We start from the raw sequence: 25,994 nt of genomic DNA, 5'->3' as shown, positions 1-25,994 counted from the left end.
GGCGTTTCCGGCGGGGAACCAGGACAGGCTGAACCGGGACAGGCCCGTCAGCCGCCGGGCCCCACCGGGTTGTACGGGGCGCCGTCGCCCGTCGTGGGGAGGTCGCCGCGCGGCACGGCCGTCGGCGGCGGCGCGGGCGTGCCCTCCCCCGCTCCGTCCCCTACGGCGGGACGGGCCCCGAGCACGGCCTCGCGCAGCGCGTCCCTGCCGACCTGGCCCACCGCGGCGGCCAGCCGGACGAAGTGGTCGCCGCGGACGACGGTGTAGTCCTGGCGGACCCCGTCGGTCCGGTACCAGCCGTCCCCGTCGCGCTCGCACCGCACGGCCCCGCCCCCGTCGCCGCCGCTCACGGGCGTGGACGCGCACAGGTCGTCGTTGAACGAGCCCCGGTCGACCCGCAGCTCCACGGGGTCGCCGGCGCCGTCCTCGGGGGCGTAGCGGACGCCGAAGCCCTCCTCGCCGACGCCGCCGGCCGACTGCTCCAGGATCCGGTAGCCGTCCAGCTCGACGGCGTAGATGAGATCCGGCGCGGCCCCGGACGCGCGGGCCCGGTCGACGACCTCCTGGCTGAGCGTCCCCTGCGTCCCGCACGCCGCGAGCACCGCCGCCAGGAGCGCGGCCGGCAGCAGTCGTCCCGGCCGGCGGGCCGGGGACCCCTTCCGGACGAGCCTCACAGGCCCGGCCGCTCCTGGGCGAGGGCGCGGCCGATGACCAGCCGCTGGATCTGGTTGGTGCCCTCCACGATCTGCAGCACCTTGGCCTCGCGCATGTACCGCTCGACGGGGAAGTCCTCGACGTAGCCGTAGCCGCCCAGGACCTGGACCGCGTCCGTGGTGACCTTCATGCACATGTCGGTCGCGAACAGCTTGGCCATCGCGGCCCGCGTCCCGTACGGCCGGCCGGCGTCGCGCAGCCGCGCGGCGTCGAGGTAGAGCGCCCGCGCGGCGGCGACCTGCGTGGCCATGTCGGCCAGCATGAACGACACGCCCTGGAAGTCCACGATGCGGCTGCCGAACTGGCGGCGCTCCCTGGCGTAGGCGGCGGCGGCGTCGAGCGCGGCCTGGGCCACGCCGACCGCGCAGGCGGCGATGCCGAGCCGGCCGCCGTCGAGCGCGGCCATGGCGATGCGGAAGCCCTCGCCCTCGGCGCCGATCAGCGCGTCGTGCGGCAGGCGTACCCCGTCGAAGCGGACCTGGGCGGTCGGCGAGGAGCGCAGGCCCATCTTGTGCTCCGGCGCGCCGAACGACAGGCCCTCGACGCCGGCCGGGACGTGCAGGCAGGAGACGCCGCGCGCGCCCGGCTCGCCGGTGCGGGCCATGAGCAGGTAGAAGTCGGCGACCCCGCCGTGGGTGATCCACGCCTTGACGCCGTCGACGGTGTAGCCGTCGGGGCCGGGCACGGCGCGGGTGGTCAGGGCGGCGGCGTCGGAGCCCGACTGGGGCTCCGACAGGCAGTACGCGCCCAGCAGCCCGCCGCCGAGCATCGCGGGCAGCAGCTCGGCCCGCTGCTCGTCGCTGCCGTAGGCGGCGACGGGGAAGCACGACAGGGTGTGCACGGAGGTGCCGAGGCCCACGGCCAGCCATCCGGCCGCCAGCTCCTCCACCACCTGGAGGTAGACCTCCTGCGGCTGGGCCGCGCCGCCGTACTCCTCGGGGTAGGGCAGGCCGAGCAGCCCGGCGGCGCCCAGCGTGGTGAACACCTCGCGCGGGAACCGCCCGGCCGCCTCGTCGGCCGCGGCCCGGGGCGCGACCTCCTTGGCGACCAGCTCACGGGTCAGCTGGATCAGGTCGTGCGCCTCGGGGGTGGGCAGGGCACGCTCAACTGTCATGGGTGAATACTCCTTGTGAGAGTGTACGTGCCCTGCATTCTGCCTAAACGATCACCAGTTCACGAGGGGTGAGGTTGAGCCGCTCGCCCTCGTTCTCGCCGCAGACCACGATGTCCTCGATGCGGGCGCCGTGGCGGCCGGGCAGGTAGATGCCGGGCTCGACGGAGAAGGCGAAGCCGGGCTCCATCGCCTCGGCGTTGCCGGCGACGATGTAGGGCTCCTCGTGGGTCTCGATGCCGATGCCGTGGCCGGTGCGGTGGATGAAGTACTCGCCGTAGCCGGCCTCGGTGATGACCTCGCGGGCGGCGGCGTCGATCGACTCGCAGGTCACGCCGGGCCGTACGGCGGCGCAGGCGGCTTCCTGCGCCCGGCGCAGCACCTCGAAGTAGGCGGCGTACTCGGCCGGCGGCTCGCCCACGCAGTAGTTGCGGGTCGAGTCGGAGCAGTAGCCGTTGTGCAGCTGGCCGCCGATGTCGACCACGACCGGCTCGCCGGCCTGGATGACCCGGTCGGACACGTCGTGGTGCGGGCTGGCGCCGTTGGGGCCGGAGGCGACGATGACGAAGTCGACCGTGGCGTGGCCGGCGGCCAGGATGGCCTCGGCGATGTCGCGGCCCACCTCGCGCTCGGTGCGGCCGGCGCGCAGGAACTCCGGCACCTGGCGGTGCACGGCGTCGATGGCCTCGCCGGCCTCGCGCAGGGCGGCCACCTCCACCGCCGACTTGCGCATCCGCAGCTCGCGCAGCACGCCGCCGGCCAGCACCTGCCGGGTGTCCGGCAGCACGTCGCGGAAGCGCAGCGACGACATGGCCCACATCCGGTCGGCGAGCCCGACCGTCGCCACCCGGCCGAGCCGGTCGGCGGCGATCCGGTACGGGTCGTCGGTCTCGTCCCAGGCCACGAACTCCAGGCCGAGCCGCGAGGCGGGCGACGCCTCCGCCGCGGGCAGCTCCAGGCGCGGCACCAGCATGTACGCCTCGCCCGAGGCGGGCACCACCAGGCAGGTGAGCCGCTCCAGCGGCTTGGCGTCGTAGCCGCTCACGTACCGCAGGTCGGGGCCCGGGGTGAGCAGGAGGGCGTCGATGCCGGCCTTGGCGGTGGCCTCCTGGACGGCGGCGAGTCGGGACACGGGATACAGATCTGAGGACGTCACGGCCACAATCTACTCCCGACGCCACCTCCTAAAATCCGCGAAAAGGTCTTACAACACGGCAAGCCATCGCTACCGTTCGCTCACGCCCGGCCGCATAGTGTGAGGCGAATGTCCCGTTCCACTGCATTCGAGGGTGTGTCTCATGGTCGACGTCATCAGCGGCGGGCCGGGGCAGCGGCGGCGTCCGGGGGGTGCCGCCGGCGCCTCCCATCAGGGCGCCGCCGAGCGGGAGCTGCTGGCCGTGCGGCTGGCGCACGCCCAGCGGCTGGGCAACATGGGCTGGGCCGAGTGGGACCTGCGCACCGGCGAGACCGCCTGGTCCGACCAGGTGTACGTGATCTTCGGCCGTGACCCGGCCAAGGGGCCGGCGGACCTGCCGGAGCTGGCCGGCCTGGTGGAGCCGGACGACCTGCGGATGCTCGAACAGCTCCTGCTGACCGTGGTGCACGAGGCGGAGGCGGCGCAGGCGGAGATGCGCATCCGGCGCGGCGGCGAGCTGCGCAACCTCCGCGTCGTCCTGGAGCCCCTGTTGTCGGCGGGCCGGGCGGCCGACGACGCGGGCGCCGGCCCGGCGGGCGCCGGGCTGCGGGCGGCGGCCACGGTGCGCGGCGTCCACGCGGTCTTCCAGGACATCACGGGCCGCCGCCGGGCCGAGCGGATCATGTCGGAGTCGCGGCGCCAGCTCCTGGAGGCCCGCGTCAAGGCGGCCGAGGAGCGGCACGTGATGCTGGCGCTGCGCGAGGCCATCCTGCCCGACCCGGTCGGCTGCCTGGACCTGCCGCGCACCCGGATCGCCGTGCGGTACGTGCCGGCGGAGAAGACCGCGAGCCTCGGCGGCGACTGGTTCGAGGCCGCCCCCCTGCCGGACGGGCGGGTGCTGCTGGCGATCGGCGACGTGTCGGGCCACGGCCTGCCCGCCATCGCGCACATGGCGCAGCTGCGCCACGCGCTGGTCGGGCTGACGATGACCGGGCGTCCGGCGAGCGGCCTGCTGGCGCTGCTGAACGACCTGGTGATCCACCGCCTGGAGGGCACCACCGCCACGGCCGTGATCGGCCACCTGGACTCCTCGACGCGGGTGTTCAGCTGGGCGCGGGCCGGCAATCTGGCGCCCGTCCTGGTGCGCGACGGCGTCGCCTTCCAGCTCGAACAGGCCAGGGGCGTGCTCCTCGGGGCGGCCTGCGACCAGGCGTACCATCTGGCGCGCGTGGAGCTGCGGGAGGGCGACCTGCTGCTGATGTTCACCGACGGGCTGGTCGAGCGGCGCAACCGCGACATCGACGAGGGCCTGGCGCTGGTGCTGGCCGCCGCCGCCCGCCTGCCCCGCGACGACCTGCACCTCGGGCTGGACGCGGCGCTGGACCGGCTGCTGGAGGAGATCGGCGGCCCCAACCCGGAGGACGACGCCTGCCTGCTCGCCGTCGGCATCCAGAACCGCCCCGGCCCCTGACCGGGGGCACCTGATCGTCCGGTCGGGACCGCCCGGGCGTCCGCTCACGGCGCGGGACGCGTCATCCTGTCCCGGACGTCGGCGGTCAGCTTCCCCAGCAGGTCGGCGAGCGTGGCCCGCTCCGCCGGGGTCAGCCCCGCCACCAGCGAAGCCTCGCGGCCGAGGACCGAGTCGACCGATCGTTCGATGAGCGCGTGGCCCTCGTCCGTGAGCGACACCGCGACGCTCCTGGGCCCGCTGTCGCCGGGGCCGCGCCGGATCAGGCCCGCGCGCTCGGCCCTGGCCACCCGCTGGGAGATCGCGCCGGCCGTCACCAGCGTGCGGCGGGCCAGCTCGCGGGTGCTCAGCCGGTACGGCGGGCCAGAGCGGCGGATCACCGACAGCAGGTCGAGCGTGGCCGCGTCGATCCCGGCGGCGCGCAGGACGCGGGCCCGGTCGTCGGCGAACATCTTGGCCAGCCGCCAGATGGGCGTGACGATCTCGATGGAGTCGGTCGGCGTGCCGGGGCGCTCGCGCTGCCAGGCCGCGGCGATCTCCGCGGGACTGGTCGGGGTTTGGTCCATCGGGGCGTCCTCCGCTACGTTTAGGGCTAAACGTACCAGTCGTGAGGAGGAATCATGGGCAGGACCGTGCTCGTCACCGGAGGTACCAGCGGCATCGGCCGGGCCGTCGCCGCCCGGTTCGCCGCCGACGGCGCCGACGTCGTCATCACCGGCCGCCGCCCGGACACCGTCGAGCCCGCCGCCGAGGAGCTGGGAGTGCGCGGGCTGGCCTGCGACTCCGCCCGCCCCCACCAGGTCGCCGCCCTGGCCGGTGAGCTGGGCGGACCGCTCGACGTGCTCGTCAACGCCGCGGGCGGCCTGCCCGCGCGGCCGGCCGCCGGAACGCCGCCGCTGGAGGCGCTCGCCCAGGAGTGGCTGTCCAGCGTCTCCGCCAACGTCCTGACCGCGGTCCTCACCACGACCGCGGTGAGCGACCTGCTCGCCCCGGGGGGCACGGTCGTCAGCATCGGCTCGATCGGCGCCGAACGCGGCGGCGGCTCCTACGGCGCCGCCAAGGCCGCGCTGGCCGCCTGGAACGCCACCCTCGCCGCCGCGCTCGGCCCCCGGGACGTCACCTGCAACGTCATCTCCTCCGGGTACGTCACCGGCACCAACTTCTTCGGCGACGGCATGACCGAGGAGCGCCACCGCAGGCTCGTGGAGGAGACGCTGCTCAAGCGGCCCGGCACCCCCGGCGACATCGCCGAGACCGTCTTCTTCCTCGCCTCACCGGGCGCCCGGCACATCACCGGACAGACCATCCACGTGAACGGCGGAGCCTTCACGACCCGCTGACCGGCGCGCGGGATTGTCACTCCCGGATGCCACCATGGGGGGGTGCTGATGCTGCTCGACACCCCGTCGCTGTACTTCCGCGCCTTCTACGGCGTGCCCGACTCGGTCACCGCGCCCGACGGCATGCCCGTCAACGCGGTGCGCGGCCTCATCGACATGATCGCCACCCTGGTGCGGGCCCACTCCCCCACCAGGATGGCGGCCACCATGGACGCCGACTGGCGGCCCGCGTTCCGGGTGGCGGCCATCCCGACGTACAAGGCGCACCGGGTGGCCCAGGGCGACGAGGAGGAGGTGCCCGACGCGCTCGTGCCGCAGATCCCGGTGATCGAGCAGGTGCTCGACGCGGTCGGCATCGCCCGGCTGGAGGCTCCCGGCTTCGAGGCCGACGACGTCATCGGCACCCTCACCCACCGCGAGGACGGCCCGGTCGACATCGTGACCGGCGACCGCGACCTGTTCCAGCTGGTCGACGACGCCCGGCCGGTGCGCGTCCTCTACACCGCGCGCGGCATCCGCAACCTGCAGATCGTGGACGAGGCGTTCGTGACCGGCAAGTACGGCATCCCGGGCCGCGCCTACGCCGACTTCGCGACCCTGCGCGGCGACCCGAGCGACGGCCTGCCCGGGGTGGCCGGCGTCGGCGAGAAGACGGCCGCCTCGCTCATCACCCGCTTCGGCTCGCTGGAGGCGCTGCTCGCCGCACTCGACGCGGGCGCCACCGAAGGGTTCCCGGCGGGGAGCCGCACCCGGCTGTCGGCCGCCCGCGACTACCTGAGCGTCGCCCCGGCCGTGGTCGAGGTGTCCTCGTACGTGCCGCTCCCGGCCGCCGACCTGGCGCTGCCGGGCAAGCCGCGCGACCCGGAGGCCCTGGTACGCCTGGCCGACCGCTACGGCCTGGACAGCCCCCTCAACCGCCTCCTGGACGCCCTCCCCGGCTGACCCACAGGAGTCAGACGGTCAGGACGATCTTCCCGGTGGGGTGTCCCTGGGCGAGGTGTTCGATCGCGGCGGGCGCCTCGGCGAGCGGGTAGGCCCGGCCGATCACCGGCCTGACCGCACCCGACTCGATGAGCCCGCCCAGCTCCGCCAGGTCGTCGGCGCTCTCCCGGACAGTGAGGCCGCGCAGCCGCTGCCTCGTGGCCAGCTGCACCAGGGGCCGGCGCAGGAGCGCGCGTGAGTACCCGCCGAGCAGGCCGGGGGCGTCGTGGCCGCCGCCGGCGAGCACGAGCGTGCCGCGCGGCGTCAGGGCGCGCCGCAGCAGCGACATCGGACGGCACCCGGCCGCGTCGATGATCACGTCGTGACGCGGCCCGTCCCGGTCGACCTCCTCGCGGGTGTAGTCGATGACCTCCTCCGCCCCCAGCGAGCGCACGAGGTCGGCCTTGCCGGGCCCGCACACGGCGACGACGCTCGCGCCGAGCGCCTTGGCGATCTGCACGGCGAACGTCCCGATCCCGCCCCCGGCGCCGATGACCATCACCCGGTGCCCCGGCCGCACCTGGCCGGCGTCGCGCACGGCCTGTAAGGCGGTCGTCCCCGACACGGGCACCGCCGCGGCCTCCTCGAACGACAGCCCCGCCGGCTTGCGCGCCAGCAGCCGCTCGGGCGCCGCCGCGTACTCGGCGAACGAGCCGTGGTCGCACGTGCCGTGCACCTCGTCGCCGGGCCGGAACCTGGTCACGCGGGAGCCGACGGCCTCCACGGTCCCGGCGAGGTCCCGGCCGCGTACGCGCTCCTTGGGGCGGCGCAGCCCGAACCCCATGAGGCGCACGGCGGGCGGCCGGCCGGTCATGAGGACCCACACACCGGGGTCCACGCCGGCGGCGCGCACCCGGACCAGCACCTCGTCGTCGCCGATGGGCGGCGGGTCGGTCTCCTCCAGCCGGAGCACGCCGGCCGGGCCGTACACGTCCTGGACGATCGCTTTCATGACGCCCCCTCGGCCAGGTCGGGATACTGGAACACGTCGTCGAGCGGGACGCCGAACACCCGCGCGATCCGGAAGGCCATCTCCAGGGACGGCGAGTAGCGTCCCTGCTCGATGGCGATGACGGTCTGCCGGGTCACGCCGATGCGCTCGGCCAGGTCCGCCTGGGTCATCTCGCCGTGCTCGAAGCGCAGGGCGCGGATGCGGTTCGTGACTCGCGTGGGCTTCACCACTCCGGCATGCTCCTGCGGTAGACGACGATCCTGGCGACTCCGCCGAGGACGGCCGACAGGACGAAGCACAGGTAGACCGCGTTGGCGATCCAGAACCGCTCCCAGCCGGCCATCGCCATCAGCATCGCCGCGACGGCGCCGATGACGACGAACGCCTGGCCGACGTGGTCGCCGAAGCGCGCGATCTCGCGGTCGCGCACGTCCCTGACCCGGGACGCCCCCGGGTTCGCCGCCGCCATGACGACCTCGGCCAGGATCGAGGCCGCGACGGCCCCGCCGACCGACCACAGCAGGGCCGCCTCGTACGGCGTCTCGGCCAGCGGGCGTCCGCCGGCCCGGCCCGCGACGATCACCGCGTACGCGCCGTAGGCCACCACGGAGACGACCAGCCGGATCCACGCGCGTTTCTCTTCGTGCGTCATCGACCATCCTCTGCGATGTACAGAATCTTTGACACAGCCAAGGTAACCCGTCTTTGACCTCATGTACAGATTCTTTTACATCCGCCGGGGGCCCGACGGGCGGGACGCACGCCGCGCGGTAGGTTGATCGGCGTGTCGAAGACGAGCATCCAGGTCCGAGACGGTGTCCCCCAGCGGCTGGAGGACGGGTTCGCGCGCATCAGGCGCGAGGCCGACCTGCCGGCCGAGTTCCCCAGAGCGGTGCTCGACGAGGCCGACTGGGTGGCCGAGGCGCCCCGCGTCTCCGGCGAGGACCTGACCGAGCTGCCGTTCGTCACCATCGACCCGCCCGGCGCCATGGACCTCGACCAGGCCGTCCACCTGGAACGCCTCGGCGGCGGCTACCGGGTGTGGTACGCCATCGCCGACGTGGGCGCGTTCGTCCGCCCGGGCGGCGCCGTCGAGGCCGAGGCCAGGCTCCGGGGCGAGACCGTCTACCTGCCCACCGGCAAGGTGCCGCTGCACCCCACGGTGCTGTCGGAGGGCGCGGCCAGCCTGCTGCCCGGCGCCACCCGTCCCGCGGCGGTGTGGCGGATCGACCTCGACGCCGACGGCCGCACGCTCGGCGCCGACGTGCGCCGCGCCCTGGTGCGCAGCCGCGAGCGGCTCGACTACGCCTACGTCCAGGCCGCCGTGGAGACCGGCACGGCCGACGGCACGCTCGGCCTGCTGGCCGAGATCGGCCCGCTGCGGCTGGCGCTGGAGCGCGAACGCGGCGGCGTCACCCTGCCCACCCCCGAGCAGGAGGTCGCGCCGGCCGGCGGCGGCTACCGGCTCGAATACCGCGTGCCGCTGCCCGCCGAGGCGTGGAACGCCCAGATCTCCCTGCTCACCGGCATGGCCGCGGCCACCATGATGCTCGACGCGGAGGTCGGGCTGCTGCGCGTGCTGCCGCCGCCCCAGCCCGACGACCTGGCCAAGGTACGCCGGGTGGCGGCGGCGCTGGGCGTCGCCTGGGCCGACGACGCCACCTATGGGGAGGTCGTCCACGGGCTCGACGCCAAGAGCCCGCAGCAGGCCGCGTTCCTGCACGAGTCACGGGTGCTGCTGCGCGGCTCCGGCTACGTCGCCTTCGACGGCGCCCCTCCCGCGCTGGCCGACCACGCCGCGGTCGGCGCGCCGTACGCGCACGTGACCGCGCCGCTGCGGCGCCTGGCCGACCGCTACGCCACCGAGGTGTGCCTGGCGGTCGCGGCGGGCGAACCGGTGCCCGAGGACGTCGCCCGCGCCCTGCCGGAGCTGCCGCCGGTCATGGCGGCCGCGAGCCGGCGCGGCAGCACCGTGGAGCGGGCCTGCGTGGACCTGGTGGAGGCGTTCCTGCTGCGCGACAGCATCGGGGAGGCGTTCGAGGCCGCGGTGATCGACGTGTCGGCGGACGGCAGGGGCGGGCAGGTCCAGCTCGTGGAGCCGGCCGTGATCGCCCGCTGCGACGGCGCCCTGCCGCTCGGCGAGAACGTCACGGTCCGCCTCGTGCAGGCCGACCCCGCCACCCGCGAGGTCCGCTTCGCCCTGGCCTGAAGCCCGTCGCGGCCGTCGTCCTGGCCCGCCGACCGCTCCGGGCCTCGGCACGGCTGTGGCCGCGGCCCGGGTGGACGGGCCCGCGGCCACACGGGCAGGGGTCACTTCTTCAGGACGCTCCAGCCCGCCCCCACCCCCATGAGGTGCAGGGCGACGCAGAGGAGCCCGGCCAGCCCGAGCGTGGTGACCGTCAGGACGCCGCCCACGGACAGCCCCGCGAGGGCGAAGATCAGGGCGAGCAGGAAGAACACGGCTGCGACGAGGGCGAACATGGCCACCTCCGGGAGGTCCGACGGACGCCGGGGATCCGAGCCGGGGGCGGGCCTCAGCGCGGTGCGTCCGAAGCGTGACGGGCTTTCCGACATGGGGATGTCCGCGGGGTTCGGGAGGGAAACTGGCCTGGCGGTGACGTTGCGTAGACCACCGATGACGGCACCTTGACCGGCCGGTCAGTCCGCGCCCCCGGAGAGGCCCACACCCGCAGAGGCCAGGCCATTGAGGCCCGGACCGCAGAGGCCCGGACCGTAGAGGTCCGGACCGTGGAAGGGCACGCCCCCTCCAAGACGGGCGCGCCCCGCCGGGATGAGCACCCCACCCAGATCGGCGCGCCCCTGGGAGCGGGGCGCGCCGCCGGAAGCCCGGCGTGAGCTAGCTCACGGACGAGTACGCCACCACGCCGCGCCGCATCCCGTCGATCGCCTTGGACGCCGTCTGCCTGATCTTGCTGTTCGGCGGCGCGGCGTTGCCGAGCTGTCCGAGCAGGTCCATGAGCTGCTTGATCCACCGGACGAAGTCGCCGGCCGCCAGCTCGTTGCCGTTGACGCCGTCCATGAGCACCGCGTCCAGGGTGTGCCCCTTGGTCCAGCGGAACGCCGCCCACGCGAACCCCAGGTCGGGCTCACGGATGGTGTCGAGGCCGTGGTCGGACTCGATGCCCTCCAGCTCCGCCCACAGCCGCACCATCGCCGTCAGCGCGTCCTGCGCCCGCCCGGCCGGGATCTTCGGGCGGCGGGCGTCGTCGGACTGCCGCGACTCGAACACCAGCGCCGACACGCACGCCGCCAGCTCGGCCGGCTCCAGGTTCTCCCACAGCCCGCTGCGCAGGCACTCGGCCGTCAGCAGGTCCAGCTCGGTGTACAGCCGGCCCAGCCGGCGGCCCTCGTCGGTGACGGTCTCGTCGTGCAGGTAGCCGAGCTGCTCCAGCACCGCGCAGATGCGGTCGAAGGTACGCGAGATGACGTGCGAGCGGCCCTCGACGCGCCGCCGCAGCCCCTCGGTCTCGCGCAGCAGCTTGTAGTAGCGCTCGGCCCAGCGGGCGTGGTCCTCACGCTCGTCGCAGCCGTGGCAGGCGTGCTGCCGGATGCGCCGCCGCAGCTCGTTGACCTCCTCGTCCTCCACGCTGTGGTCGCGCGCCCTGGGCGGCTTGCCCAGGTCACGGTCGCCGATCTTGGCGAGCAGCGTGGAGACGAGGTTGGCGCGCTCCTTGGGCGAGCGGCCGTTGAAGTTCTTCGGGATGCGCAGCTTCTCGATCGGCTCGACCGGCACGGGGAAGTCGGCCGCGTCGAGCTTCTTGATCTGCTTGCCGATGGTCAGCACCAGCGGGCTGGGGCCGTTGCCGCGCGGGTTGCGGCCGGGGTCGAGCACGATGGCCAGGCCCGCCCGGCGCCCGCCGGGCACCCGGATGACGTCGCCCGGCTGCAGCGCCTCCAGGGAGCGCACGGCCGCCGCCCGCCGCGCCGAGCCGCGCTGGCGCGACAGCTCGGCCTCCCGGTCCGACAGGCGCCGCCGCAGCGCCGCGTACTCGGTGAAGTCGCCCAGGTGGCAGGTCATCGCCTCCTGGTAGCCCTCGAGCGCCTCCTCGTGCTTGCGCAGCTGCTTGGCCAGCCCGACGACCGCCCGGTCGGCCTGGAACTGCGCGAACGACTCCTCCAGCAGCGTGCGGGCGCGCTCGCGGCCGAACTGGCCGACGAGGTTGACGGCCATGTTGTACGAGGGCTGGAAGCTGGAGCGCAGCGGGTAGGTGCGCGTGCCGGCCAGACCGGCGACCGACAGCGGGTCCATGCCCGGCTGCCACAGCACCACGGCGTGGCCCTCGATGTCGATGCCGCGCCGCCCGGCCCGGCCGGTGAGCTGGGTGTACTCGCCGGGCGTCAGGTCGGCGTGCGACTCGCCGTTCCACTTGTCGAGCTTCTCGATCACCACGGTGCGCGCCGGCATGTTGATGCCCAGCGCCAGCGTCTCGGTCGCGAACACCGCCTTGACCAGGCCGCGGGTGAACAGCTCCTCGACGACCTCCTTGAAGGCCGGCAGCATGCCCGCGTGGTGGGCGGCCAGGCCCCGCTCCAGGCAGTCGCGCCACTCCAGGTAGCCGAGCACCGCCAGGTCCTCGTCGGGCAGGTGCGCGGTGCGCTCGTCGACGAGCTGGCGGATCTCGTGCCGCTCCCGCTCGGTGGTGAGCCGGATGCCGGCGTACAGGCACTGGGCCACGGCCGCGTCGCAGCCGGCCCGGGAGAAGATGAACGTGATCGCCGGCAGCAGCCCCTCGGCGTCGAGCTTCTCGATCACCTGGGCGCGGTCCGGCGGCCGGGAGCGCTGCGGCCGGCCGTAGCCGCGCCTGCCGCGGCCCATGGCCAGCCGTTCGGCGTCGCGCGTGACCCGCATGAGCGTCGGGTTGATGCGCGCGACGTCGTCGTCGCTCATGAACATGTCGTAGACGCGGTTGCCGACCATCATGTGCTGCCACAGCGGCACCGGCCGGTGCTCGTCGACGATGACGGTGGTGTCGCCGCGCACCTCGCCCAGCCACTCGCCGAACTCCTCGGCGTTGCTGACCGTCGCCGACAGCGCGACCAGCCGGACCGACTCGGGCAGGTGGATGATGACCTCCTCCCACACCGCCCCCCGGAACCGGTCGGCCAGGTAGTGGACCTCGTCCATCACCACGAACCCCAGCCCGGCCAGCGTCGCCGAGCCGGCGTAGAGCATGTTGCGCAGCACCTCGGTGGTCATGACCACGATCGGGGCCTCGCCGTTGACGCTGTTGTCGCCGGTCAGCAGGCCCACCTTGGCGCTGCCGTAGCGTTTGACCAGGTCGTTGTACTTCTGGTTGGACAGCGCCTTGATGGGGGTGGTGTAGAAGCACTTCTGCCCCTGCTCCAGGGCGAGGTGGACGGCGAACTCGCCGACGACCGTCTTGCCCGAGCCGGTGGGGGCGGCCACGAGGACGCCGTCGCCGGCCTCCAGCGCGCGGCACGCATCCACCTGGAAGTCGTCGAGCTGGAAGTCGTACAGTCCTCGGAACGATCTGAAAGCGGCCCCGTCGTCTCCGAACCTGTCGCGGAAGGCCGCGTACCGTTCCGCTGGCGTCGTCATGACGTCAGCCTACCGAAACCGCCATTCCGGTCCGTCCCGGCGCTGACGGCGATCTCCGGGTTCTCCGGCGGGCACGCCTTTACATTGTAGATTTCAGGCGATGACCTGGAGCTCGCCGGGCACCGCCGCGCACGTCACCGGGCCGCTGCCCAGACGTTCGCCGTCGGCGTAGACCGGGACGCCGTCCGCCTCCAGCCGCACGTGCCGCGCCCGCCGGACCGTCACGGACGGATGGGCCACGTGCGTGCCCCGGTAGACGCCCGGGAACACCCGCAGGAACTCCCCCACGCCCAGCGCGCCCGCCACCACCACGTCCAGCAGCCCGTCGTCGGGCCGCGCGTCCGGGCAGATCCGCATGCCGCCGCCGTAGGAGCGGGTGTTGCCGACGGCCACCAGCACGGCGTCGCGTTCGAGCACCTCCTCGCCGTCGAGCGTGACCCGGAACGGCACCGGCCGGAACGCGCGCAGTTCCTCCACCACCGCCCGCACGTACCGGGCCCGCCCGGACGGCCACGTCAGCCGGTTGGCCCGCTCGTTGACCCGGGCGTCGAAGCCGCAGCACAGCACGCTGGCGAACAGCTCCTCGCCCTGGCCCGTCACGGCGCGGGCCACGTCGACCGGCCGGGTCCTCATGCGCAGCACCGTGCGGGCCGCCGCCATCGGGTCGCCGCACGGCACGCCCAGGGCGGCGGCGACGTCGTTGCCGGTGCCCACGGGGATGATGCCGAGCGGCACGTCGGTGCCGGTCACGGCCTGCACGGCCAGGTGGACGAGCCCGTCGCCGCCGAAGGCCACCAGCGCGTCGGGACGCTCGGCCACGCAGGCGCAGGCGCGTTCGAGGGCGTCGGCCGGGCCGGCGCCGGCGATCACCGACACGTCGGCGCCGCCCATGCGCAGGCGGCGCACCACGGGTTCGAGCAGCCGCAGCGCGCGGCCGCCGCGGGCCGCGGGGTTGACGAGCAGGGCGAGTCGAGGGGACACGCCCGGAACCTATCGCCTATCGGCCCGAACCGGAATCCTCTTCCAGCGGGGTGTCGTCGTGGGTCAGCGGCGACGCCTCGTCGTCGGACAGGCCGGCGAACTCGCTCTGCGGCTGCCGCTTCTCCCGCAGGTACATGAACAGCTCGGCCGCCAGGAACAGGATGATCATCGGCGTGGCCAGCGCCATCATGCTGAGCGGGTCGCCGCCGGGGGTGATCACGGCGCCGAAGACGAACATCAGGAAGATGACCAGCCGCCGGTGCTTGGCGATCGTCGCGTGCGACACCACGCCGATGATGTTGAGGAACGCCAGCAGCAGCGGCAGCTCGAACGACACCCCGAAGATCACCAGCATGATCAGGACGTAGTCGAGGTAGTCGTCGATCGAGATCGTGGCGACGGTGTCCTCGAGCGAGAAGCCCAGCAGGAACGTCAGCGCGGTGTCCATGATCAGGTAGGACACGGTCGCGCCCAGCACGAACAGCGGGATGGCCAGCGCGAGGAAGGTGAGCGTGTAGCGCTTCTCGGTGCGGTAGAGGGCGGGGGTGACGAACGCCCAGATCTGGTAGAGCCAGACCGGCGACGACACCACCAGGCCCACCATCAGCGAGACCTTCAGCGTGATGAAGAACGACGAGAAGATGCCGTTGTAGGTGAGACTGCAGTGCCCGGTGAGCTGCCTCGACTGGACGGTCGAGCAGTAGGGCTCGCGGAGCAGCTCCCACACCGGCCCGAAGACGATCCAGCCGACGACGACGCCCACCGCGACGGCGGCGATCGCGATGAGCAGCCGGTTACGCAGCTCACGGAGGTGCTCCATGAGCGGCATCCGGCCTTCTGGGTCCCGTTCCGGCTTCGGGCCCGACCGTTTCAGCAACGCCATCTAGCAGTCCAGGTGGCCGAAGGGACGGGGGTCAGGGGCGCTTGTCGGCCTGCGCCGCGGCGCGCAGCCTCGCGGCCTGCTCCTCCAGCTGACGGGCCTGCTCCTCGGCGGACAGCGCCGGCGCGGGCGCGGCCGGCGGGATCTGCTGCGGGGCGGGCTGAGCCTGCTGCTGGGCCTGCACCACCGTCGGCCGGTCGTCGTCGTCATCGTTCATCTTGCTGGTCTCCGCCTTGAAGATGCGCAGAGACCGGCCGACGCCACGGGCGAGGTCCGGAAGCTTCTTGGCGCCGAAGAGGAGGACCAAGGCAATCAAGATCAGAACGATCTCGGGAGCTCCCAAGTTCATGTGACGTCCTTCATGGTGAGAGCGAAGTGCTGTGCTTAGGACCGATCGTACGCCGACAGGGCCGATGCCTCATCCCCTGACGTCCGATTTGGCGTTGAACAGCGCATGAACTTGAGCGATCTCGCTGTTCAACGTCCGCGCCGCCCGCGCGACCCGCGTGCCGGCGACCAGGAGCACGACCAGACCGGCCGCGACGAGCCCGGCGGCCAAGAAGATCCACGTCATGACCGGTGAGCGTAGCGGGCCAGGGCGCGTTCGGCCTCCTCGCGCACCCGTGCGGCCATCGCCGGCGGCGAGACGACGCGGCCGGTGTCGCCCAGCCGCAGCGCCAGCTTGAGCACCCAGTCCTCGTCGCGGGCCCGCAGCGTGATCCGCAGCCGGCCCTCGCCGAGCTCCTCGGCCCGCTCGCACGGGTAGTACTCGGCCACCCACCGCCCGGCGGCCGTGACCTCCAGCTCGACCAGCTCGTCGGTGGGCGAGGGCCGGAAGACGCCCTGGGCGACGTCGATCGGCTCGGCCCCGGCGGGCGGGTCGGCGGGCACGTCGAGCACGTCGGCGCCGAGGACCCGGTCCAGCCGGAACAGCCGCATCGCCTCGGCCCGGTAGCACCAGCCCTCCAGGTAGGTGCGGCCGTCGGCCACCACCAGCCGCATGGGGTCGACCTCGCGCGGGGTCACCTCGTCGCGGCCGGGCACGTAGTAGCGCAGCGACAGGCGGCGCCGCCCGGTCAGCGCCTCGCGCACCCGGGGCAGCGCGTCGGGGGCGGCGTCGACGTCCACGGCGACCTGGCTGCTGACGGACGCGGCGCCCTCGCCCGCGGCCCGCTCCAGCTTGGCCACCACGCGCGGCAGCGCGTCGCCGGGCACCTCGGCCAGCTCCGGCATCGCGGCCAGCATGCGCAGCGCGACGAGCAGGGCGCTGGCCTCGTCGATGCCGAGCCGCAGCGGCCGGGCGATGGTGTCGGCGTTGTCGATGAGGATCTCGCCGCCGTCCCACGACACGTCGATGAGGTCGCCCGGCGTGTGGCCGGGCAGGCCGCACATCCAGACGAGCTGCAGGTCGTCGATGAGCTGCTTCTCGCTCAGCCCGAACACCTCGGCGACCTCGCCCACCTGGGCGCCGGGGTGGGACATCAGGTACGGCACGAGGGCCAGCAGCCTCGGCAGCCGGTCGGCGGAGCCGCTCACGCCGCCCCCTCCCGGGACGCGGATCCGGTCATGCCAGGGCTCCCTTCAGTCGGCGGATGACGGCCTCGCGGGCGTCGGGCGGCTCGACGACCTCCACGTCGGAGCCCAGGCTGGCCATCCATCCGGCCAGCCGCTCGGGGTCGGAGAAGGCCAGCTCCGCCTCGTCCCACTCCGCCGGGTCGCCCGAGGAGGGGCGCACGGCGCGGGCGAGCTGGCGCAGGCCCTGGCAGGTGCCCCGGCGGACGCGGACCACGGCCACGCGCTCCTCCACGGGCTCCTCCGGGAAGCCCACCATGGAGCGCAGGTCCACCCCGTCGGGCACCTCGACGGCGCCCGGGCGGCCCACGGTGGCGACCTGGCCGGTGATCCGGCTGAGCCGGAAGGCGCGCGGCGCCTGGCGGTCGCGGTCGAAGCCGGCGAGGTACCAGCGGCCCCGGCGGCTGACCACGCCCCACGGCTCGACGGTGCGGGTGCGCACGGTCTCGCTGCCGGAGCCGCGGTAGTCGAAGCGGACCACCCGCCGGTCGCGCACGGCCTCCCACAGCGGCGGGAAGGCCGGGTCGCGGGTGTCGACGCGCAGCTCCAGCGCTCCTCCGGCCGGGCCGAGGCCGCCGACGGTCTCGTCGGTGGCCACGCCGCCGGCGCGCAGCTTCAGCAGGGCGCCCGAGGCGGCCTCGGCCAGGCTGGCGCGCTGCCACACCTGGGCGGCCAGGCCCAGTACGGCCGCCTCGTCGGGCTCCAGGGTGATCTCGGGCAGCTCGTAGGACTCGCGGCGGATGCGGTAGCCCGGCTCGTCCTCCCAGGGGTCGCGCACCACGTCGATGGGGATGCCGATCTCGCGCAGCTCGTTCTTGTCGCGCTCGAACATCCGCTGGAACGCCTCGTCGCCGTCGCGGTCGTAGCCGGGCACCGCGTGGCGGATCTGCTCGGCCGACAGGGGCCTCCCGGTGGCGAGCAGGCAGATCACCAGATTCAGCAACCGCTCGGTCTTACGGCGTGACATCTGCCTCACTCCTCCTTCATGGACGCTACCCTGCCCCCGTGATCAGATGGCGCAAGGGCGAGGTCGTGCGGATCCGCCGAGAGTGGCCAGGGGCGGTGGAGCTGGACGTCGCCGTGCCCGAGGGGCAGTGCCGGGCACTGGCCTATCCGGCACTGGTGGGCCGCCCGGAACCCGGCGACGAGGTGCTGCTCAACACGACGGCACTCGCGATGGGTCTCGGTACGGGAGGTTACGCCATGGTGGTGGCCCTCCCGAACCGTTTACCGGAAGATCCGCAAGGGCCGGGGCACCTGGTGAAGGCCCGCTACACCCCGATGCAGGCGACGGTGCTCGGCGCGGACGAGCAGGACTCGCCCCATCACGAGCTCCTGCGCGAGGCCGACTCGGTCGACGGGATGCCCGTGGTGGTGGCCGACCTGCACTCGGCGCTGCCGCCGATCCTGTGCGGCCTGTACGAGGCGGTGCCGGGCGGCGCGGGCGGCGGCGTGCGCGTGGCGTACGTGATGCAGGACGGCGGGGCGCTGCCGGCGTGGTTCTCGATGGCGTGCGCGACGCTGCGCGAGATCGGCTGGCTGGCCGGGGTGGTGACGGTCGGGCAGGCGTTCGGCGGCGACGTGGAGGCGGTGACCACGCACACGGGGCTGCTGGCGGCCCGCCACGTGCTGGAGGCGGACGTCGCGATCGTCGCCCAGGGGCCGGGCAACCTCGGCACGGGCACCCGGTGGGGCTTCTCCGGCGTCTCGGCGGGCGAGGCGGTCAACGCCGCCGCCGTGCTGCTCGGCCGGCCGGTGGCGGCGCTGCGGATCAGCGAGGGCGACCGGCGTGAGCGGCACCTCGGCGTGTCGCACCACTCGCTGACGGCCTACGGCCGGGTGGCGCTGACGCGGGCCCACGTGCCGGTGCCGATGCTGCCGGGCGAGTTCGGCGAGCGGGTGCGCGACCAGGCCGAGCTGCTGGCCGTCCGGCACGAGCTGGTGCCCGTGCCGGTGGACGGCCTGCACGAGGCGTTGCGTGCCTCACCGGTGCGGCTCTCGACGATGGGCCGGGGGCTGGAGGAGGACCTGGCCTACTTCCTGGCCTCGGCGGCGGCGGGCAGGTTCGCCGCCTCGCTGCTCTCGTAGGGCTCCTGGAAGGTGAACGCCTCGGGGCTCGGGCCGTGGGCCCTGAGGTGTTCCAGCCGCCGCATGGCCTCGGCCAGCGTCGGGATGTGCCCCTCGGGCACCCACCACATCACCATGTACGGCTCCGCCATGCGCAGGAACCACTCCCTGCGCCGGCGCAGCACGCCCAGGTGGGCGCTGCGGTAGGCGAACGTCCACAGGGCGTCGATCGACTCCCACAGCGAGAAGTTGACGAGCAGGTGGTCGCCGTAGTCGTGGACGACCGTGGCGGTGGGGTCCTCCTCGCTCTCCTTGAGCCGCCACACGAATCCGGGGGCGGCGTCGGCCAGGTCGTTGATGGGCTCCAGGAGCTCCACGAACGCGGCGAGCTCGGGGGCGTCGACGGGGGCGCGCAGATGGGCGATGTTGAGCTGGGCGAGGTGCATGGCGTCAGCACACCACGCCCTTCGCTTCTATGTCAATCTTCATTTGTTTTAGAGTCCGGTGGCAGGGCGGAGCCGGGTGGCAGGGCGAGGGAGACGCAGCACTCCCCCGGCCTCGGATCCAGCTCCGCGCGTTCCGGCCGGTCGCCGAGGCCCTCCAGCAGGCCCTGGCACAGCGCGAGGTTCATCGAGCACACCAGCAGCGGGTGCTCCTGCGACAGCGCGTGGAACGGGCAGTTGCGCAGCCGCAGCCGGCCTCCGGCCCCGACGCCGGCGTCACCGGCGTGGTCGGCGTACGGCTCGTAGCCGCGTTCGGCCAGCACGGCCTCCACGGGCTCGCCCCGGTGGCCCCGGGCCAGGCGGGCGCCCGCCGCCCTGGCCACCTCCTCGGCCTTCTCCTCGGCGCCCAGCGCGTCCACCACGCCCGCCAGCACCGAGGCCAGCACGGCGTAGTCGCGCGGCGGCAGGCTCACCGACCGCTCCCCCGAGGCGCGCCGGTACACCTTCGCGGGCCGGCCGCTGCCGGGCCCGCGCCGCTCGGGCTGCCGGAAGCCGCTCTCCAGCAGCCCGGCCTCCACCAGCCTGTCGAGGTGGTGACCGGCGAGGGTCCTCGACACCCCGGTGGCCTCGGCCGCCTCCGCCCGGCCCACGTCGCCGCCGCTGCCCGCCACGGCCTCGTACAGGCTGCGCCGCACGGGATCGTGCAGCAGGGACAGGGCCTCCAGATGCTCTTCGCGCACAGCCGGAGTCTAGGCGCGCCGACGCCCTCCCCGGACGCCGGCGCGACCGGCCCGGGAAGGGCGTCTCCGGCGAACCGGACCTCAGGTGGCGGACAAGCGCCTCAGGAGAGGCGCTCGACCTCAGTAGGCGGACAGGACGTCCACCACGAACACGAGGGTGCTGTTGGCCGGGATGTTCTGCTGCTCCTGCGCGCCGTAGCCGAGGTCCGGCGGGATGCTCATCACCACGCGGCTGCCGACCGGCACGCCCACGAGCCCCTTCTGCCAGCCCTGGATCACGCCCGACAGCGGGAACGACGCCGGCTGCCCCTTGGTCCAGCTCGAGTCGAACTCCTTGTCGGTGCCCCAGATCTTGCCGGTGTAGTGGACGGTCAGCGTGTTGGCCGCCTGCACCTTCTGCCCGGTGCCCTGGATCAGGGTCTTGACGACGAGCTCCTTCGGCGCCTTCTCGCTCGTCTTCGTGGTCAGCGTCGGCGCCTTGTCACCGCCGGGGCTGACCACCTTGACGCCCTTGATGCTGTCGCCGGTCTCCTTGCCGGTGGCGGCCTTGAGCGGCTCGGGCGGGGCGCCGACGACGTCGATGACGAACACCTTCGTCGGCTGGGCGGCCTGCGTCGCCTGGGCCTGCTGCTGGGTGGAGTCGGAGGCCATCACGGCCAGCAGCCGGCCGCCGTGCTTGACCTTGGTGAAGCCGTCGCGCAGCACCTGCGGGAGCTGCTCGTTGACCGGGATGGTCTCCGGCTGCTTGGTGTCGTAGGAGGAGCCCTGGAAGGCGTTCTGCTTGCCGTCCCAGTTGTAGACGGTGAGGTTGACGATCACCTGGCCGCCGCTCTTGACCGCCGGGCCGGTGCCCGGCGAGATCACCTCGTACGACGACTTGGTGGCGGGCGCCCCCGAGATCGTCACAGTGGGCTTGGCGCCCAGGTTTCCGGTGACCTTCACACCCGCCGCCGCGCCTCCGGCCCCAGGGGAGCCGGAGGTGGTGGCGGTGTCGGAGCCGCACGCGGCGGCGAAGAAGATCAGTGGCACGGCGGCCAGGACGGCCAGGGCGCGGCGCATGGACTTCCCTCGGTGGACTGCAGGTTCGCGTCACCCTATCCGACCGCCGGGTAGGGCCGGGGTAAACCGACGGGTAAAGCGACGGCTACATCCCCGCGATCAGCTTGTCCACGCGCTCGTCCACGCTGCGGAACGGGTCCTTGCACAGCACCGTGCGCTGCGCCTGGTCGTTCAGCTTGAGGTGGACCCAGTCGACGGTGAAGTCGCGCCGCTTCTCCTGGGCCTTGCGGATGAACTCGCCGCGCAGCCGCGCCCTGGTCGTCTGCGGCGGCACCGACTTGGCCTCGAAGATCTTGAGGTCGGACGCCACCCGCTCCACCGAGCCGCGCTTCTGCAGCAGGTAGTACAGGCCGCGCTTGCGGTGCACGTCGTGGTAGGCCAGGTCGAGCTGCGCCACCCTCGGCGAGGACAGCGGCAGGTCGTACTTCTTGCGGTAGCGCTCGATGAGCTGGTACTTCGTCACCCAGTCGATCTCGCGGGCCACCAGGTCGAGGTTGCCGGTCTCGACCGCCGTCAGCGTGCGCTCCCACAGCTCCAGCACCCGCTGGGCGGTCGCGTCGCCGCCGCGCCGCTCGACGAAGTCCTTGGCCTTCGACAGGTACTCCTGCTGGATCTCCAGGCTCGACGCCTCGCGGCCGTTGGCCAGGCGGACCCTGCGCCGGCCGGTCATGTCGTGCGAGACCTCGCGGATGGCCCGGATCGGGTTCTCCAGCGACAGGTCGCGCATCACGGTGCCGGCCTCGATCATGCGCAGCACCAGGTCGGTGGCGCCGACCTTGAGCAGCATGGTCGTCTCGCTCATGTTGGAGTCGCCGACGATCACGTGCAGGCGCCGGAACCGCTCGGCGTCGGCGTGCGGCTCGTCGCGCGTGTTGATGATCGGCCTGCTGCGGGTGGTGGCGCTCGAGACGCCCTCCCAGATGTGCTCGGCCCGCTGCGAGACGCAGTAGACGGCGCCGCGCGGCGTCTGCAGCACCTTGCCTGCCCCGCAGATGATCTGCCGGGTCACCAGGAACGGGATGAGCACGTCGGCCAGCCGCCCGAACTCGCCGTGCCTGCCGACCAGGTAGTTCTCGTGGCAGCCGTAGGAGTTGCCGGCCGAGTCGGTGTTGTTCTTGAACAGGTAGATGTCGCCGGCGATGCCCTCCTCGCGCAGCCGCTTCTCGGCGTCGACGAGGAGGCCCTCGAGGATCCGCTCGCCGGCCTTGTCGTGGGTGACGAGTTCGATGACGTTGTCACACTCGGGTGTTGCGTACTCAGGATGGCTGCCCACGTCGAGGTACAGGCGTGCGCCGTTGCGGAGGAAGACGTTGCTCGATCGGCCCCAGGACACGACTCGCCGGAACAGGTAGCGCGCGACCTCGTCGGGCGACAGCCTGCGCTGTCCCCGGAACGTGCAGGTCACGCCGTACTCGTTCTCCAGCCCGAAGATGCGACGATCCATCACCTCACACTATGCCCACGGATCGGCGAGCGGGAGGGATCTTCGGCGTGTTTTGCCGCTCCGCGCCCTGCGGGCGGCGTGCCCGTCCGGTTCGTCCCCCTGATCCGGTGCCGGACGGGACTCCGGGCGCTTCCCGGCCCCGGCGCGCGCACAGCGCCCTGCCCGGCCCTCTGCGCGAGCACGGCGCCCTTGCCGCCCCCATGGGCACGCATGGCCCGGAGGCCCCACGCGGGCGCCCCCGCGCCCCACGTGGGTCTCTCCGAGCCGGTCACCGCCCAGCTCCCCCGCCCCCGTCCCCCGTCCCCCGTCCCCGGAGACCGTTGCGGACGACGGTGTCGGACCGTGCGTCCGCTCAGCCCCGCACTCAGGGGGTGTAGATCTCCTGAACCTTGACGATCTCACCCTTGTAGACGGTGATCAGGGACGGCTGGCCCTGCTTCTTGTGCCGCTTGAGCAGCACGGAACGGTCGCAGCGCTTGGCGCCCAGCCCCGTGGAGCGGCTGACCGTCATCTGCGACATGGTGGTCTTGCAGCCGAAGGCCGACAGGTACACGACGTCCTTGGCGACGGGCGAGGCGTAGGCGGTCACGTCGCCCTCGGGCGGCCCGACGAAGTAGCCCTCGGTCTGGGTGCCCTTCTTCCACCTGATCGGCTCGTACTCGGCGACGCCGCCGCGGATCGAGGTGATCCAGCCGCGCAGGATGCCGTCGTGCCGGGAGTGGATCCCCTTGGTGAAGTCGTGCTTCGGGTCCGGCTGGAAGGAGGTCCCGAAGATCTTCGGGGCCTTGAAGGCCGGGATGGGCCGCGCCGGGGCCGCGGCACCGGCGGAGACGCCCGCGGTGGCCGCCGTGGACGCCCAGAAGGCCGCGCCGGAGGTCAGGACCAGGGCGGCGGAGGCGCCGACCGCGAGCAGTGCTCGTAAAGAAGTCTTCACGGACAGGTGAGACCCCCCGCCCCAGGCCGGAGTTCACTCCAGCAAAAGTGACATAGGTCACATCTAGGGCGAGGGGTCTCGGAGAGCGCGTCAGATCAGCTCGTACACCACGTTGACGATCACGGAGATCGACGACTGGCCGGGACTGACGAACGCCGCGTCAGCCCCCGCCAGCGAGAAGCGCGGCGTCGAGTCGGACTGCTCGTCGATCTTCACGACCCGGCCCACGTGCCGGCCGGCCAGCGCCGCGAGCTGGCGGGCCTTGCTCAGCGCGTCGCGGTACGCCGCCGCCCGCGCCCGCGCGAGCAGCGCCTCGGCCTTGGACACCTCGAACGAGATGCCGTTGATCTGCACCTCGTCCCCCACGGCCGCGACCGCGTCGATGACCGCGTCGGCCTTCGACATGTCGCGCAGGATCACCTCCACGCCCTGCGCCGCCCGGTAGCCGACGACCTGGGGCCCGTCCTTGTACTCGGCGCCGAGCGTGAGGTTCTCGGTGCGCATGTCGTTCACGGAGATGCCGGCGCCCTGGATCGCGGCGGCGAGCCGGGCCCGGGCGGCCTTCGCGGCGCTGAAGGCGGAGGAGGCCCGGTCACGGCGCACGTCCACGCCCACGTTGAGGCGCATCACGTCGGGCGGCGCCTGGACGGAGCCCTGCCCGACGACCGTGAGCTGCGCCGGCTCTCCCGGCCACGCGCTGTTCGCCGCGGGCGCCGAGGCGGCCGTGCCCGACGGTCCGCCGGCGGACGGCCGGACGGACACGCGAAGCGTCCGATGACCCAGGGAGCGAAGCGCGTCACGACCGGACGTACCCGGAGCGGGGCGGTCGGTGGAGCGCGGGACCTGGCGGGTGGAGGAGCGCGGGGAGGGCCGCACGGCGTCGCGGGCGCTCCCCCGGTGGGACGCGTGCCACGTCACGGCCCGGGACAGGTGCCCGGCCCTGTGGGTGCCCGCCGCGCCCGGGGTCTCGGAGTGGCTGATCGGGGGCGACTCGGGGCGGGGCCCGGCGGAGGCGAGCGCGGTACCACCCTGCGCTCCCAGGAGGACGAGGGTGGCGGAGGCCACGACGACACTCAGTTTGATCATGAGGTCATGCCAGCACCCGGCGCCCCGGCCGCCGCCCCGCCGACACCCGGCCCGTCCGACATTTGACCGAACCCGAAGATCGCGGGGACGGCGTGGGCCGCCCCCTTTACCAACACGCGCCGCCCACCTCCTTTCCCCGGCCGGTCGCACCCGCCCCGCTGTGTGCAGGTGCTCGCTCCCCGCCCCCAGGCAGCCCTGTGGGACGTTCCGGGCCGCTCGCCCCACCCCATGGTCGCGGGCGGGCCGCAGAGCGCGGGCAGGGAGGTGGTCTCGACGCCAGGCGGGCCAGAGGCCATGAGTCGCGGCTTGCTCCGGGCACGGGCATGAAAACGGCGCGAGGCTGAGGCGCCGCGCGCCTGTGGCCGCAGGTGTCGGGACGAGTGCGGAGGCGGCGCGAGGCCGAGGCTCGGCGTGCTTGTAGGCGTCTCCACGAGGACTGCGCGGCTCGAGGACGCGGTCGTCAGCCCGGAACGGGTGGGAACGGACACCACCTGGCGCACCCGGGAAACCGGCGCGGCCGTGGCCTCACCCCATCACGCTGGTGCGACCACGGCCGAAGCCGGCCCAGACCTCCTACAGAGGCGAGGAGCCGTCGTCGATGTCGCCCTCCGGCCCCGTGGGCGGCGGCGTGTCGGCCGGCGGGGCCGCCTGACCGGAGGACCCCGAGGACCCCGAGGACCCCGAGGACCCCGAGGACCCCGAGGACCCCGAGGACCCCGAAGCGTCCGAGGCTCCCCCGGCGCCCTCGCCAGGAGCGGCTCCCGGCGGCTCCTCAGCCGCCCCCTGAGCCGCTCCACCGCCCGCGGACGTCTGCGACAGCAGCCGCTCCAGCCGCGCGCCCGTCAGCCGCAGGAACTTGCGGTGCTCACGCTTGCGGTCGAGCACCGCCACCTCGAGCTGCGCCACCGGCGGACGCTCACCGCCCGGCTCCGTCAGCGCCGTCAGCGCCACCTCCAGCGCGTCGGCCAGCGGCATGCCCTCGCGGTAACGCTCCTTCAGCCGCGTGGCCACCGCGTCCGCCTGCCCGCCCATCGCGGCGAAACCGTGCTCGTCGAACACCGACCCGTCGAAGGTCAGCCGGTAGATGGCGTCACCGTCGGAGGTGTCGCCTACCTCGGCGACCACGACCTCCACCTCCAGCGACTTGATCGACTCGGTGAAGATGCGGCCCAGGTTGGAGGCGTACAGGTTGGCCAGGCCCCGCCCGGTCACGTCGGAGCGGTCGTAGGTGTAGCCGTTGATGTCGGCGTAGCGGATGCCGCCGAGCCGCAGCTCCTCGAACTCGTTGTAGCGGCCCACCGCGGCGAAACCGATGCGGTCGTAGATCTCACTGATCTTGTGCAGCGCCCGCGACGGGTTGGGCGCCACGAACAGGATGCCGTCCTCGTACTGGAGCACGACGACGCTGCGGCCCCGCGCGATGCCCTTGCGCGCGTAATCCGCCTTGTCCCGCATGATCTGCTCAGGGGACGCATATCCGAAAGGCATGGACACCGTGATGGTCCT

At 73.4% G+C, this 25,994-nt stretch carries 27 protein-coding genes; 5 read left to right on the top strand and 22 right to left on the bottom strand.

The window, feature by feature from the left end; genetic code table 11:
* Positions 1–47: 47 nt before the first annotated feature.
* From HT134_RS16845 to HT134_RS16835, 3 genes are read right to left on the bottom strand one after another with little or no spacing between them, the layout of a single operon-like run.
* The gene (locus tag HT134_RS16845; RefSeq protein WP_175601327.1) at positions 48–674 is read right to left on the bottom strand and encodes a hypothetical protein; all 627 of its coding nucleotides are present in this window, start codon (positions 672–674) and stop codon (positions 48–50) included.
* The gene (locus HT134_RS16840) at positions 671–1,828 is read right to left on the bottom strand and encodes an acyl-CoA dehydrogenase family protein (protein WP_175601326.1); all 1,158 of its coding nucleotides are present in this window, start codon (positions 1,826–1,828) and stop codon (positions 671–673) included. Before HT134_RS16840 ends, HT134_RS16845 begins: the two co-directional genes overlap by 4 nt.
* A gap of 43 nt (positions 1,829–1,871) precedes the next feature.
* The gene (locus HT134_RS16835) at positions 1,872–2,981 is read right to left on the bottom strand and encodes a M24 family metallopeptidase (protein WP_312888171.1); all 1,110 of its coding nucleotides are present in this window, start codon (positions 2,979–2,981) and stop codon (positions 1,872–1,874) included.
* Positions 2,982–3,123: 142 nt separating this feature from the next.
* Here HT134_RS16835 and HT134_RS16830 point away from each other — a divergent pair, with 142 nt between their 5' ends.
* Positions 3,124–4,431, top strand: coding sequence for a PP2C family protein-serine/threonine phosphatase (locus HT134_RS16830; RefSeq protein ID WP_175601325.1), 1,308 nt, complete (start codon positions 3,124–3,126; stop codon positions 4,429–4,431).
* A gap of 44 nt (positions 4,432–4,475) precedes the next feature.
* Here HT134_RS16830 and HT134_RS16825 read toward each other — a convergent pair whose 3' ends face one another.
* The gene (locus tag HT134_RS16825; protein ID WP_175601324.1) at positions 4,476–4,994 is read right to left on the bottom strand and encodes a MarR family winged helix-turn-helix transcriptional regulator; all 519 of its coding nucleotides are present in this window, start codon (positions 4,992–4,994) and stop codon (positions 4,476–4,478) included.
* Positions 4,995–5,048: 54 nt separating this feature from the next.
* Here HT134_RS16825 and HT134_RS16820 point away from each other — a divergent pair, with 54 nt between their 5' ends.
* Complete coding sequence (locus HT134_RS16820) at positions 5,049–5,768, top strand: SDR family NAD(P)-dependent oxidoreductase (protein WP_175601323.1); 720 nt, start codon at positions 5,049–5,051, stop codon at positions 5,766–5,768.
* Between the two features lie 48 nt (positions 5,769–5,816).
* Positions 5,817–6,710 (top strand): 5'-3' exonuclease, encoded by an 894-nt coding sequence (locus tag HT134_RS16815; protein ID WP_175601682.1) that lies wholly within the window; start codon positions 5,817–5,819, stop codon positions 6,708–6,710.
* Between the two features lie 10 nt (positions 6,711–6,720).
* Here the strand turns inward: HT134_RS16815 and HT134_RS16810 are convergent, their stop codons facing one another.
* Genes HT134_RS16810 through HT134_RS16800 form a run of 3 tightly spaced genes read right to left on the bottom strand, consistent with a single transcriptional unit; the run spans position 6,721 to position 8,353 of the window.
* A complete protein-coding gene (locus tag HT134_RS16810) occupies positions 6,721–7,701 on the bottom strand; it encodes an NAD(P)-dependent alcohol dehydrogenase (protein WP_175601322.1) in 981 nt (326 codons plus the stop codon).
* Positions 7,698–7,931 (bottom strand): helix-turn-helix transcriptional regulator, encoded by a 234-nt coding sequence (locus HT134_RS16805; protein ID WP_175601321.1) that lies wholly within the window; start codon positions 7,929–7,931, stop codon positions 7,698–7,700. Before HT134_RS16805 ends, HT134_RS16810 begins: the two co-directional genes overlap by 4 nt.
* The gene (locus tag HT134_RS16800; protein ID WP_175601320.1) at positions 7,925–8,353 is read right to left on the bottom strand and encodes a hypothetical protein; all 429 of its coding nucleotides are present in this window, start codon (positions 8,351–8,353) and stop codon (positions 7,925–7,927) included. Before HT134_RS16800 ends, HT134_RS16805 begins: the two co-directional genes overlap by 7 nt.
* 132 nt (positions 8,354–8,485) lie before the next feature.
* Here HT134_RS16800 and HT134_RS16795 point away from each other — a divergent pair, with 132 nt between their 5' ends.
* Positions 8,486–9,910: an RNB domain-containing ribonuclease gene (locus HT134_RS16795; protein ID WP_312888169.1), complete on the top strand. Its 1,425-nt coding sequence runs from the start codon at positions 8,486–8,488 to the stop codon at positions 9,908–9,910.
* 101 nt (positions 9,911–10,011) lie between these two features.
* Here HT134_RS16795 and HT134_RS16790 read toward each other — a convergent pair whose 3' ends face one another.
* The 8 genes from HT134_RS16790 to HT134_RS16755 form a co-directional block, all read right to left on the bottom strand.
* Entirely contained in the window at positions 10,012–10,182 is a 171-nt protein-coding gene (locus HT134_RS16790; protein WP_175601319.1) for a hypothetical protein, read from the bottom strand.
* Between the two features lie 376 nt (positions 10,183–10,558).
* Positions 10,559–13,282 carry a DEAD/DEAH box helicase gene (locus HT134_RS16785; RefSeq protein WP_175601318.1) on the bottom strand — a complete coding sequence of 908 codons (2,724 nt, stop codon included), beginning with the start codon at positions 13,280–13,282 and terminating at the stop codon, positions 10,559–10,561.
* Between the two features lie 93 nt (positions 13,283–13,375).
* The gene (locus HT134_RS16780; RefSeq protein ID WP_175601317.1) at positions 13,376–14,263 is read right to left on the bottom strand and encodes a diacylglycerol/lipid kinase family protein; all 888 of its coding nucleotides are present in this window, start codon (positions 14,261–14,263) and stop codon (positions 13,376–13,378) included.
* Between the two features lie 16 nt (positions 14,264–14,279).
* Complete coding sequence (tatC, locus tag HT134_RS16775) at positions 14,280–15,083, bottom strand: twin-arginine translocase subunit TatC (RefSeq protein WP_246364508.1); 804 nt, start codon at positions 15,081–15,083, stop codon at positions 14,280–14,282.
* 94 nt (positions 15,084–15,177) lie between these two features.
* Entirely contained in the window at positions 15,178–15,492 is a 315-nt protein-coding gene (gene tatA, locus HT134_RS16770) for a Sec-independent protein translocase subunit TatA (RefSeq protein ID WP_175601315.1), read from the bottom strand.
* 69 nt (positions 15,493–15,561) lie between these two features.
* Positions 15,562–15,717, bottom strand: coding sequence for a hypothetical protein (locus tag HT134_RS16765; RefSeq protein ID WP_175601314.1), 156 nt, complete (start codon positions 15,715–15,717; stop codon positions 15,562–15,564).
* Positions 15,714–16,679: a helix-turn-helix transcriptional regulator gene (locus tag HT134_RS16760; RefSeq protein WP_312888168.1), complete on the bottom strand. Its 966-nt coding sequence runs from the start codon at positions 16,677–16,679 to the stop codon at positions 15,714–15,716. Before HT134_RS16760 ends, HT134_RS16765 begins: the two co-directional genes overlap by 4 nt.
* Positions 16,680–16,707: 28 nt before the next feature.
* On the bottom strand, positions 16,708–17,682 hold the full coding sequence (locus HT134_RS16755) for a helix-turn-helix transcriptional regulator (RefSeq protein WP_175601313.1): 975 nt from the start codon (positions 17,680–17,682) through the stop codon (positions 16,708–16,710).
* 38 nt (positions 17,683–17,720) lie between these two features.
* On the opposite strand from HT134_RS16755, the gene HT134_RS16750 reads away from it, so the two are divergent.
* Entirely contained in the window at positions 17,721–18,803 is a 1,083-nt protein-coding gene (locus HT134_RS16750; RefSeq protein ID WP_175601312.1) for a DUF3866 family protein, read from the top strand.
* Here HT134_RS16750 and HT134_RS16745 read toward each other — a convergent pair.
* The 7 genes from HT134_RS16745 to prcA form a co-directional block, all read right to left on the bottom strand.
* The gene (locus HT134_RS16745; RefSeq protein ID WP_175601311.1) at positions 18,749–19,228 is read right to left on the bottom strand and encodes a DUF3291 domain-containing protein; all 480 of its coding nucleotides are present in this window, start codon (positions 19,226–19,228) and stop codon (positions 18,749–18,751) included. The two genes, HT134_RS16750 and HT134_RS16745, sit on opposite strands and share 55 nt — an antisense overlap.
* A 32-nt stretch (positions 19,229–19,260) precedes the next feature.
* Positions 19,261–19,965: a helix-turn-helix transcriptional regulator gene (locus HT134_RS16740; protein WP_175601310.1), complete on the bottom strand. Its 705-nt coding sequence runs from the start codon at positions 19,963–19,965 to the stop codon at positions 19,261–19,263.
* Between the two features lie 120 nt (positions 19,966–20,085).
* On the bottom strand, positions 20,086–21,024 hold the full coding sequence (locus tag HT134_RS16735) for an FKBP-type peptidyl-prolyl cis-trans isomerase (protein WP_175601309.1): 939 nt from the start codon (positions 21,022–21,024) through the stop codon (positions 20,086–20,088).
* 85 nt (positions 21,025–21,109) lie between these two features.
* Positions 21,110–22,468 carry a Pup--protein ligase gene (gene pafA / locus HT134_RS16730; RefSeq protein WP_175601308.1) on the bottom strand — a complete coding sequence of 453 codons (1,359 nt, stop codon included), beginning with the start codon at positions 22,466–22,468 and terminating at the stop codon, positions 21,110–21,112.
* A 364-nt stretch (positions 22,469–22,832) separates the two neighbouring features.
* Positions 22,833–23,402 carry a hypothetical protein gene (locus HT134_RS16725; RefSeq protein ID WP_175601307.1) on the bottom strand — a complete coding sequence of 190 codons (570 nt, stop codon included), beginning with the start codon at positions 23,400–23,402 and terminating at the stop codon, positions 22,833–22,835.
* A 90-nt stretch (positions 23,403–23,492) separates the two neighbouring features.
* The gene (locus HT134_RS44715; RefSeq protein WP_217707964.1) at positions 23,493–24,488 is read right to left on the bottom strand and encodes an SIMPL domain-containing protein; all 996 of its coding nucleotides are present in this window, start codon (positions 24,486–24,488) and stop codon (positions 23,493–23,495) included.
* Positions 24,489–25,061: 573 nt separating this feature from the next.
* Positions 25,062–25,976, bottom strand: coding sequence for a proteasome subunit alpha (gene prcA, locus HT134_RS16715; RefSeq protein WP_175601306.1), 915 nt, complete (start codon positions 25,974–25,976; stop codon positions 25,062–25,064).
* Positions 25,977–25,994: the final 18 nt, after the last annotated feature.

The organism is Nonomuraea rhodomycinica, assembly GCF_013363995.1.
Classification (GTDB): Bacteria; Actinomycetota; Actinomycetes; order Streptosporangiales; family Streptosporangiaceae; genus Nonomuraea; species Nonomuraea rhodomycinica.
This window is presented reverse-complemented; position numbering and strand designations above follow the sequence as displayed.

Coding starts and splice junctions, on each gene's coding strand:
- HT134_RS16840 (WP_175601326.1), bottom strand. CDS start 1,828: ATGACAGTTGAGCGTGCCCTGCCCACCCCCGAGGCGCACGACCTGATC.
- HT134_RS16830 (WP_175601325.1), top strand. CDS start 3,124: ATGGTCGACGTCATCAGCGGCGGGCCGGGGCAGCGGCGGCGTCCGGGG.
- HT134_RS16825 (WP_175601324.1), bottom strand. CDS start 4,994: ATGGACCAAACCCCGACCAGTCCCGCGGAGATCGCCGCGGCCTGGCAG.
- HT134_RS16820 (WP_175601323.1), top strand. CDS start 5,049: ATGGGCAGGACCGTGCTCGTCACCGGAGGTACCAGCGGCATCGGCCGG.
- HT134_RS16815 (WP_175601682.1), top strand. CDS start 5,817: ATGCTGCTCGACACCCCGTCGCTGTACTTCCGCGCCTTCTACGGCGTG.
- HT134_RS16810 (WP_175601322.1), bottom strand. CDS start 7,701: ATGAAAGCGATCGTCCAGGACGTGTACGGCCCGGCCGGCGTGCTCCGG.
- HT134_RS16800 (WP_175601320.1), bottom strand. CDS start 8,353: ATGACGCACGAAGAGAAACGCGCGTGGATCCGGCTGGTCGTCTCCGTG.
- HT134_RS16790 (WP_175601319.1), bottom strand. CDS start 10,182: ATGTTCGCCCTCGTCGCAGCCGTGTTCTTCCTGCTCGCCCTGATCTTC.
- HT134_RS16785 (WP_175601318.1), bottom strand. CDS start 13,282: ATGACGACGCCAGCGGAACGGTACGCGGCCTTCCGCGACAGGTTCGGA.
- tatC (WP_246364508.1), bottom strand. CDS start 15,083: ATGGAGCACCTCCGTGAGCTGCGTAACCGGCTGCTCATCGCGATCGCC.
- tatA (WP_175601315.1), bottom strand. CDS start 15,492: ATGAACTTGGGAGCTCCCGAGATCGTTCTGATCTTGATTGCCTTGGTC.
- HT134_RS16765 (WP_175601314.1), bottom strand. CDS start 15,717: ATGACGTGGATCTTCTTGGCCGCCGGGCTCGTCGCGGCCGGTCTGGTC.
- HT134_RS16755 (WP_175601313.1), bottom strand. CDS start 17,682: ATGTCACGCCGTAAGACCGAGCGGTTGCTGAATCTGGTGATCTGCCTG.
- HT134_RS16745 (WP_175601311.1), bottom strand. CDS start 19,228: ATGCACCTCGCCCAGCTCAACATCGCCCATCTGCGCGCCCCCGTCGAC.
- HT134_RS16735 (WP_175601309.1), bottom strand. CDS start 21,024: ATGCGCCGCGCCCTGGCCGTCCTGGCCGCCGTGCCACTGATCTTCTTC.
- pafA (WP_175601308.1), bottom strand. CDS start 22,468: ATGGATCGTCGCATCTTCGGGCTGGAGAACGAGTACGGCGTGACCTGC.
- HT134_RS44715 (WP_217707964.1), bottom strand. CDS start 24,488: ATGATCAAACTGAGTGTCGTCGTGGCCTCCGCCACCCTCGTCCTCCTG.
- prcA (WP_175601306.1), bottom strand. CDS start 25,976: ATGCCTTTCGGATATGCGTCCCCTGAGCAGATCATGCGGGACAAGGCG.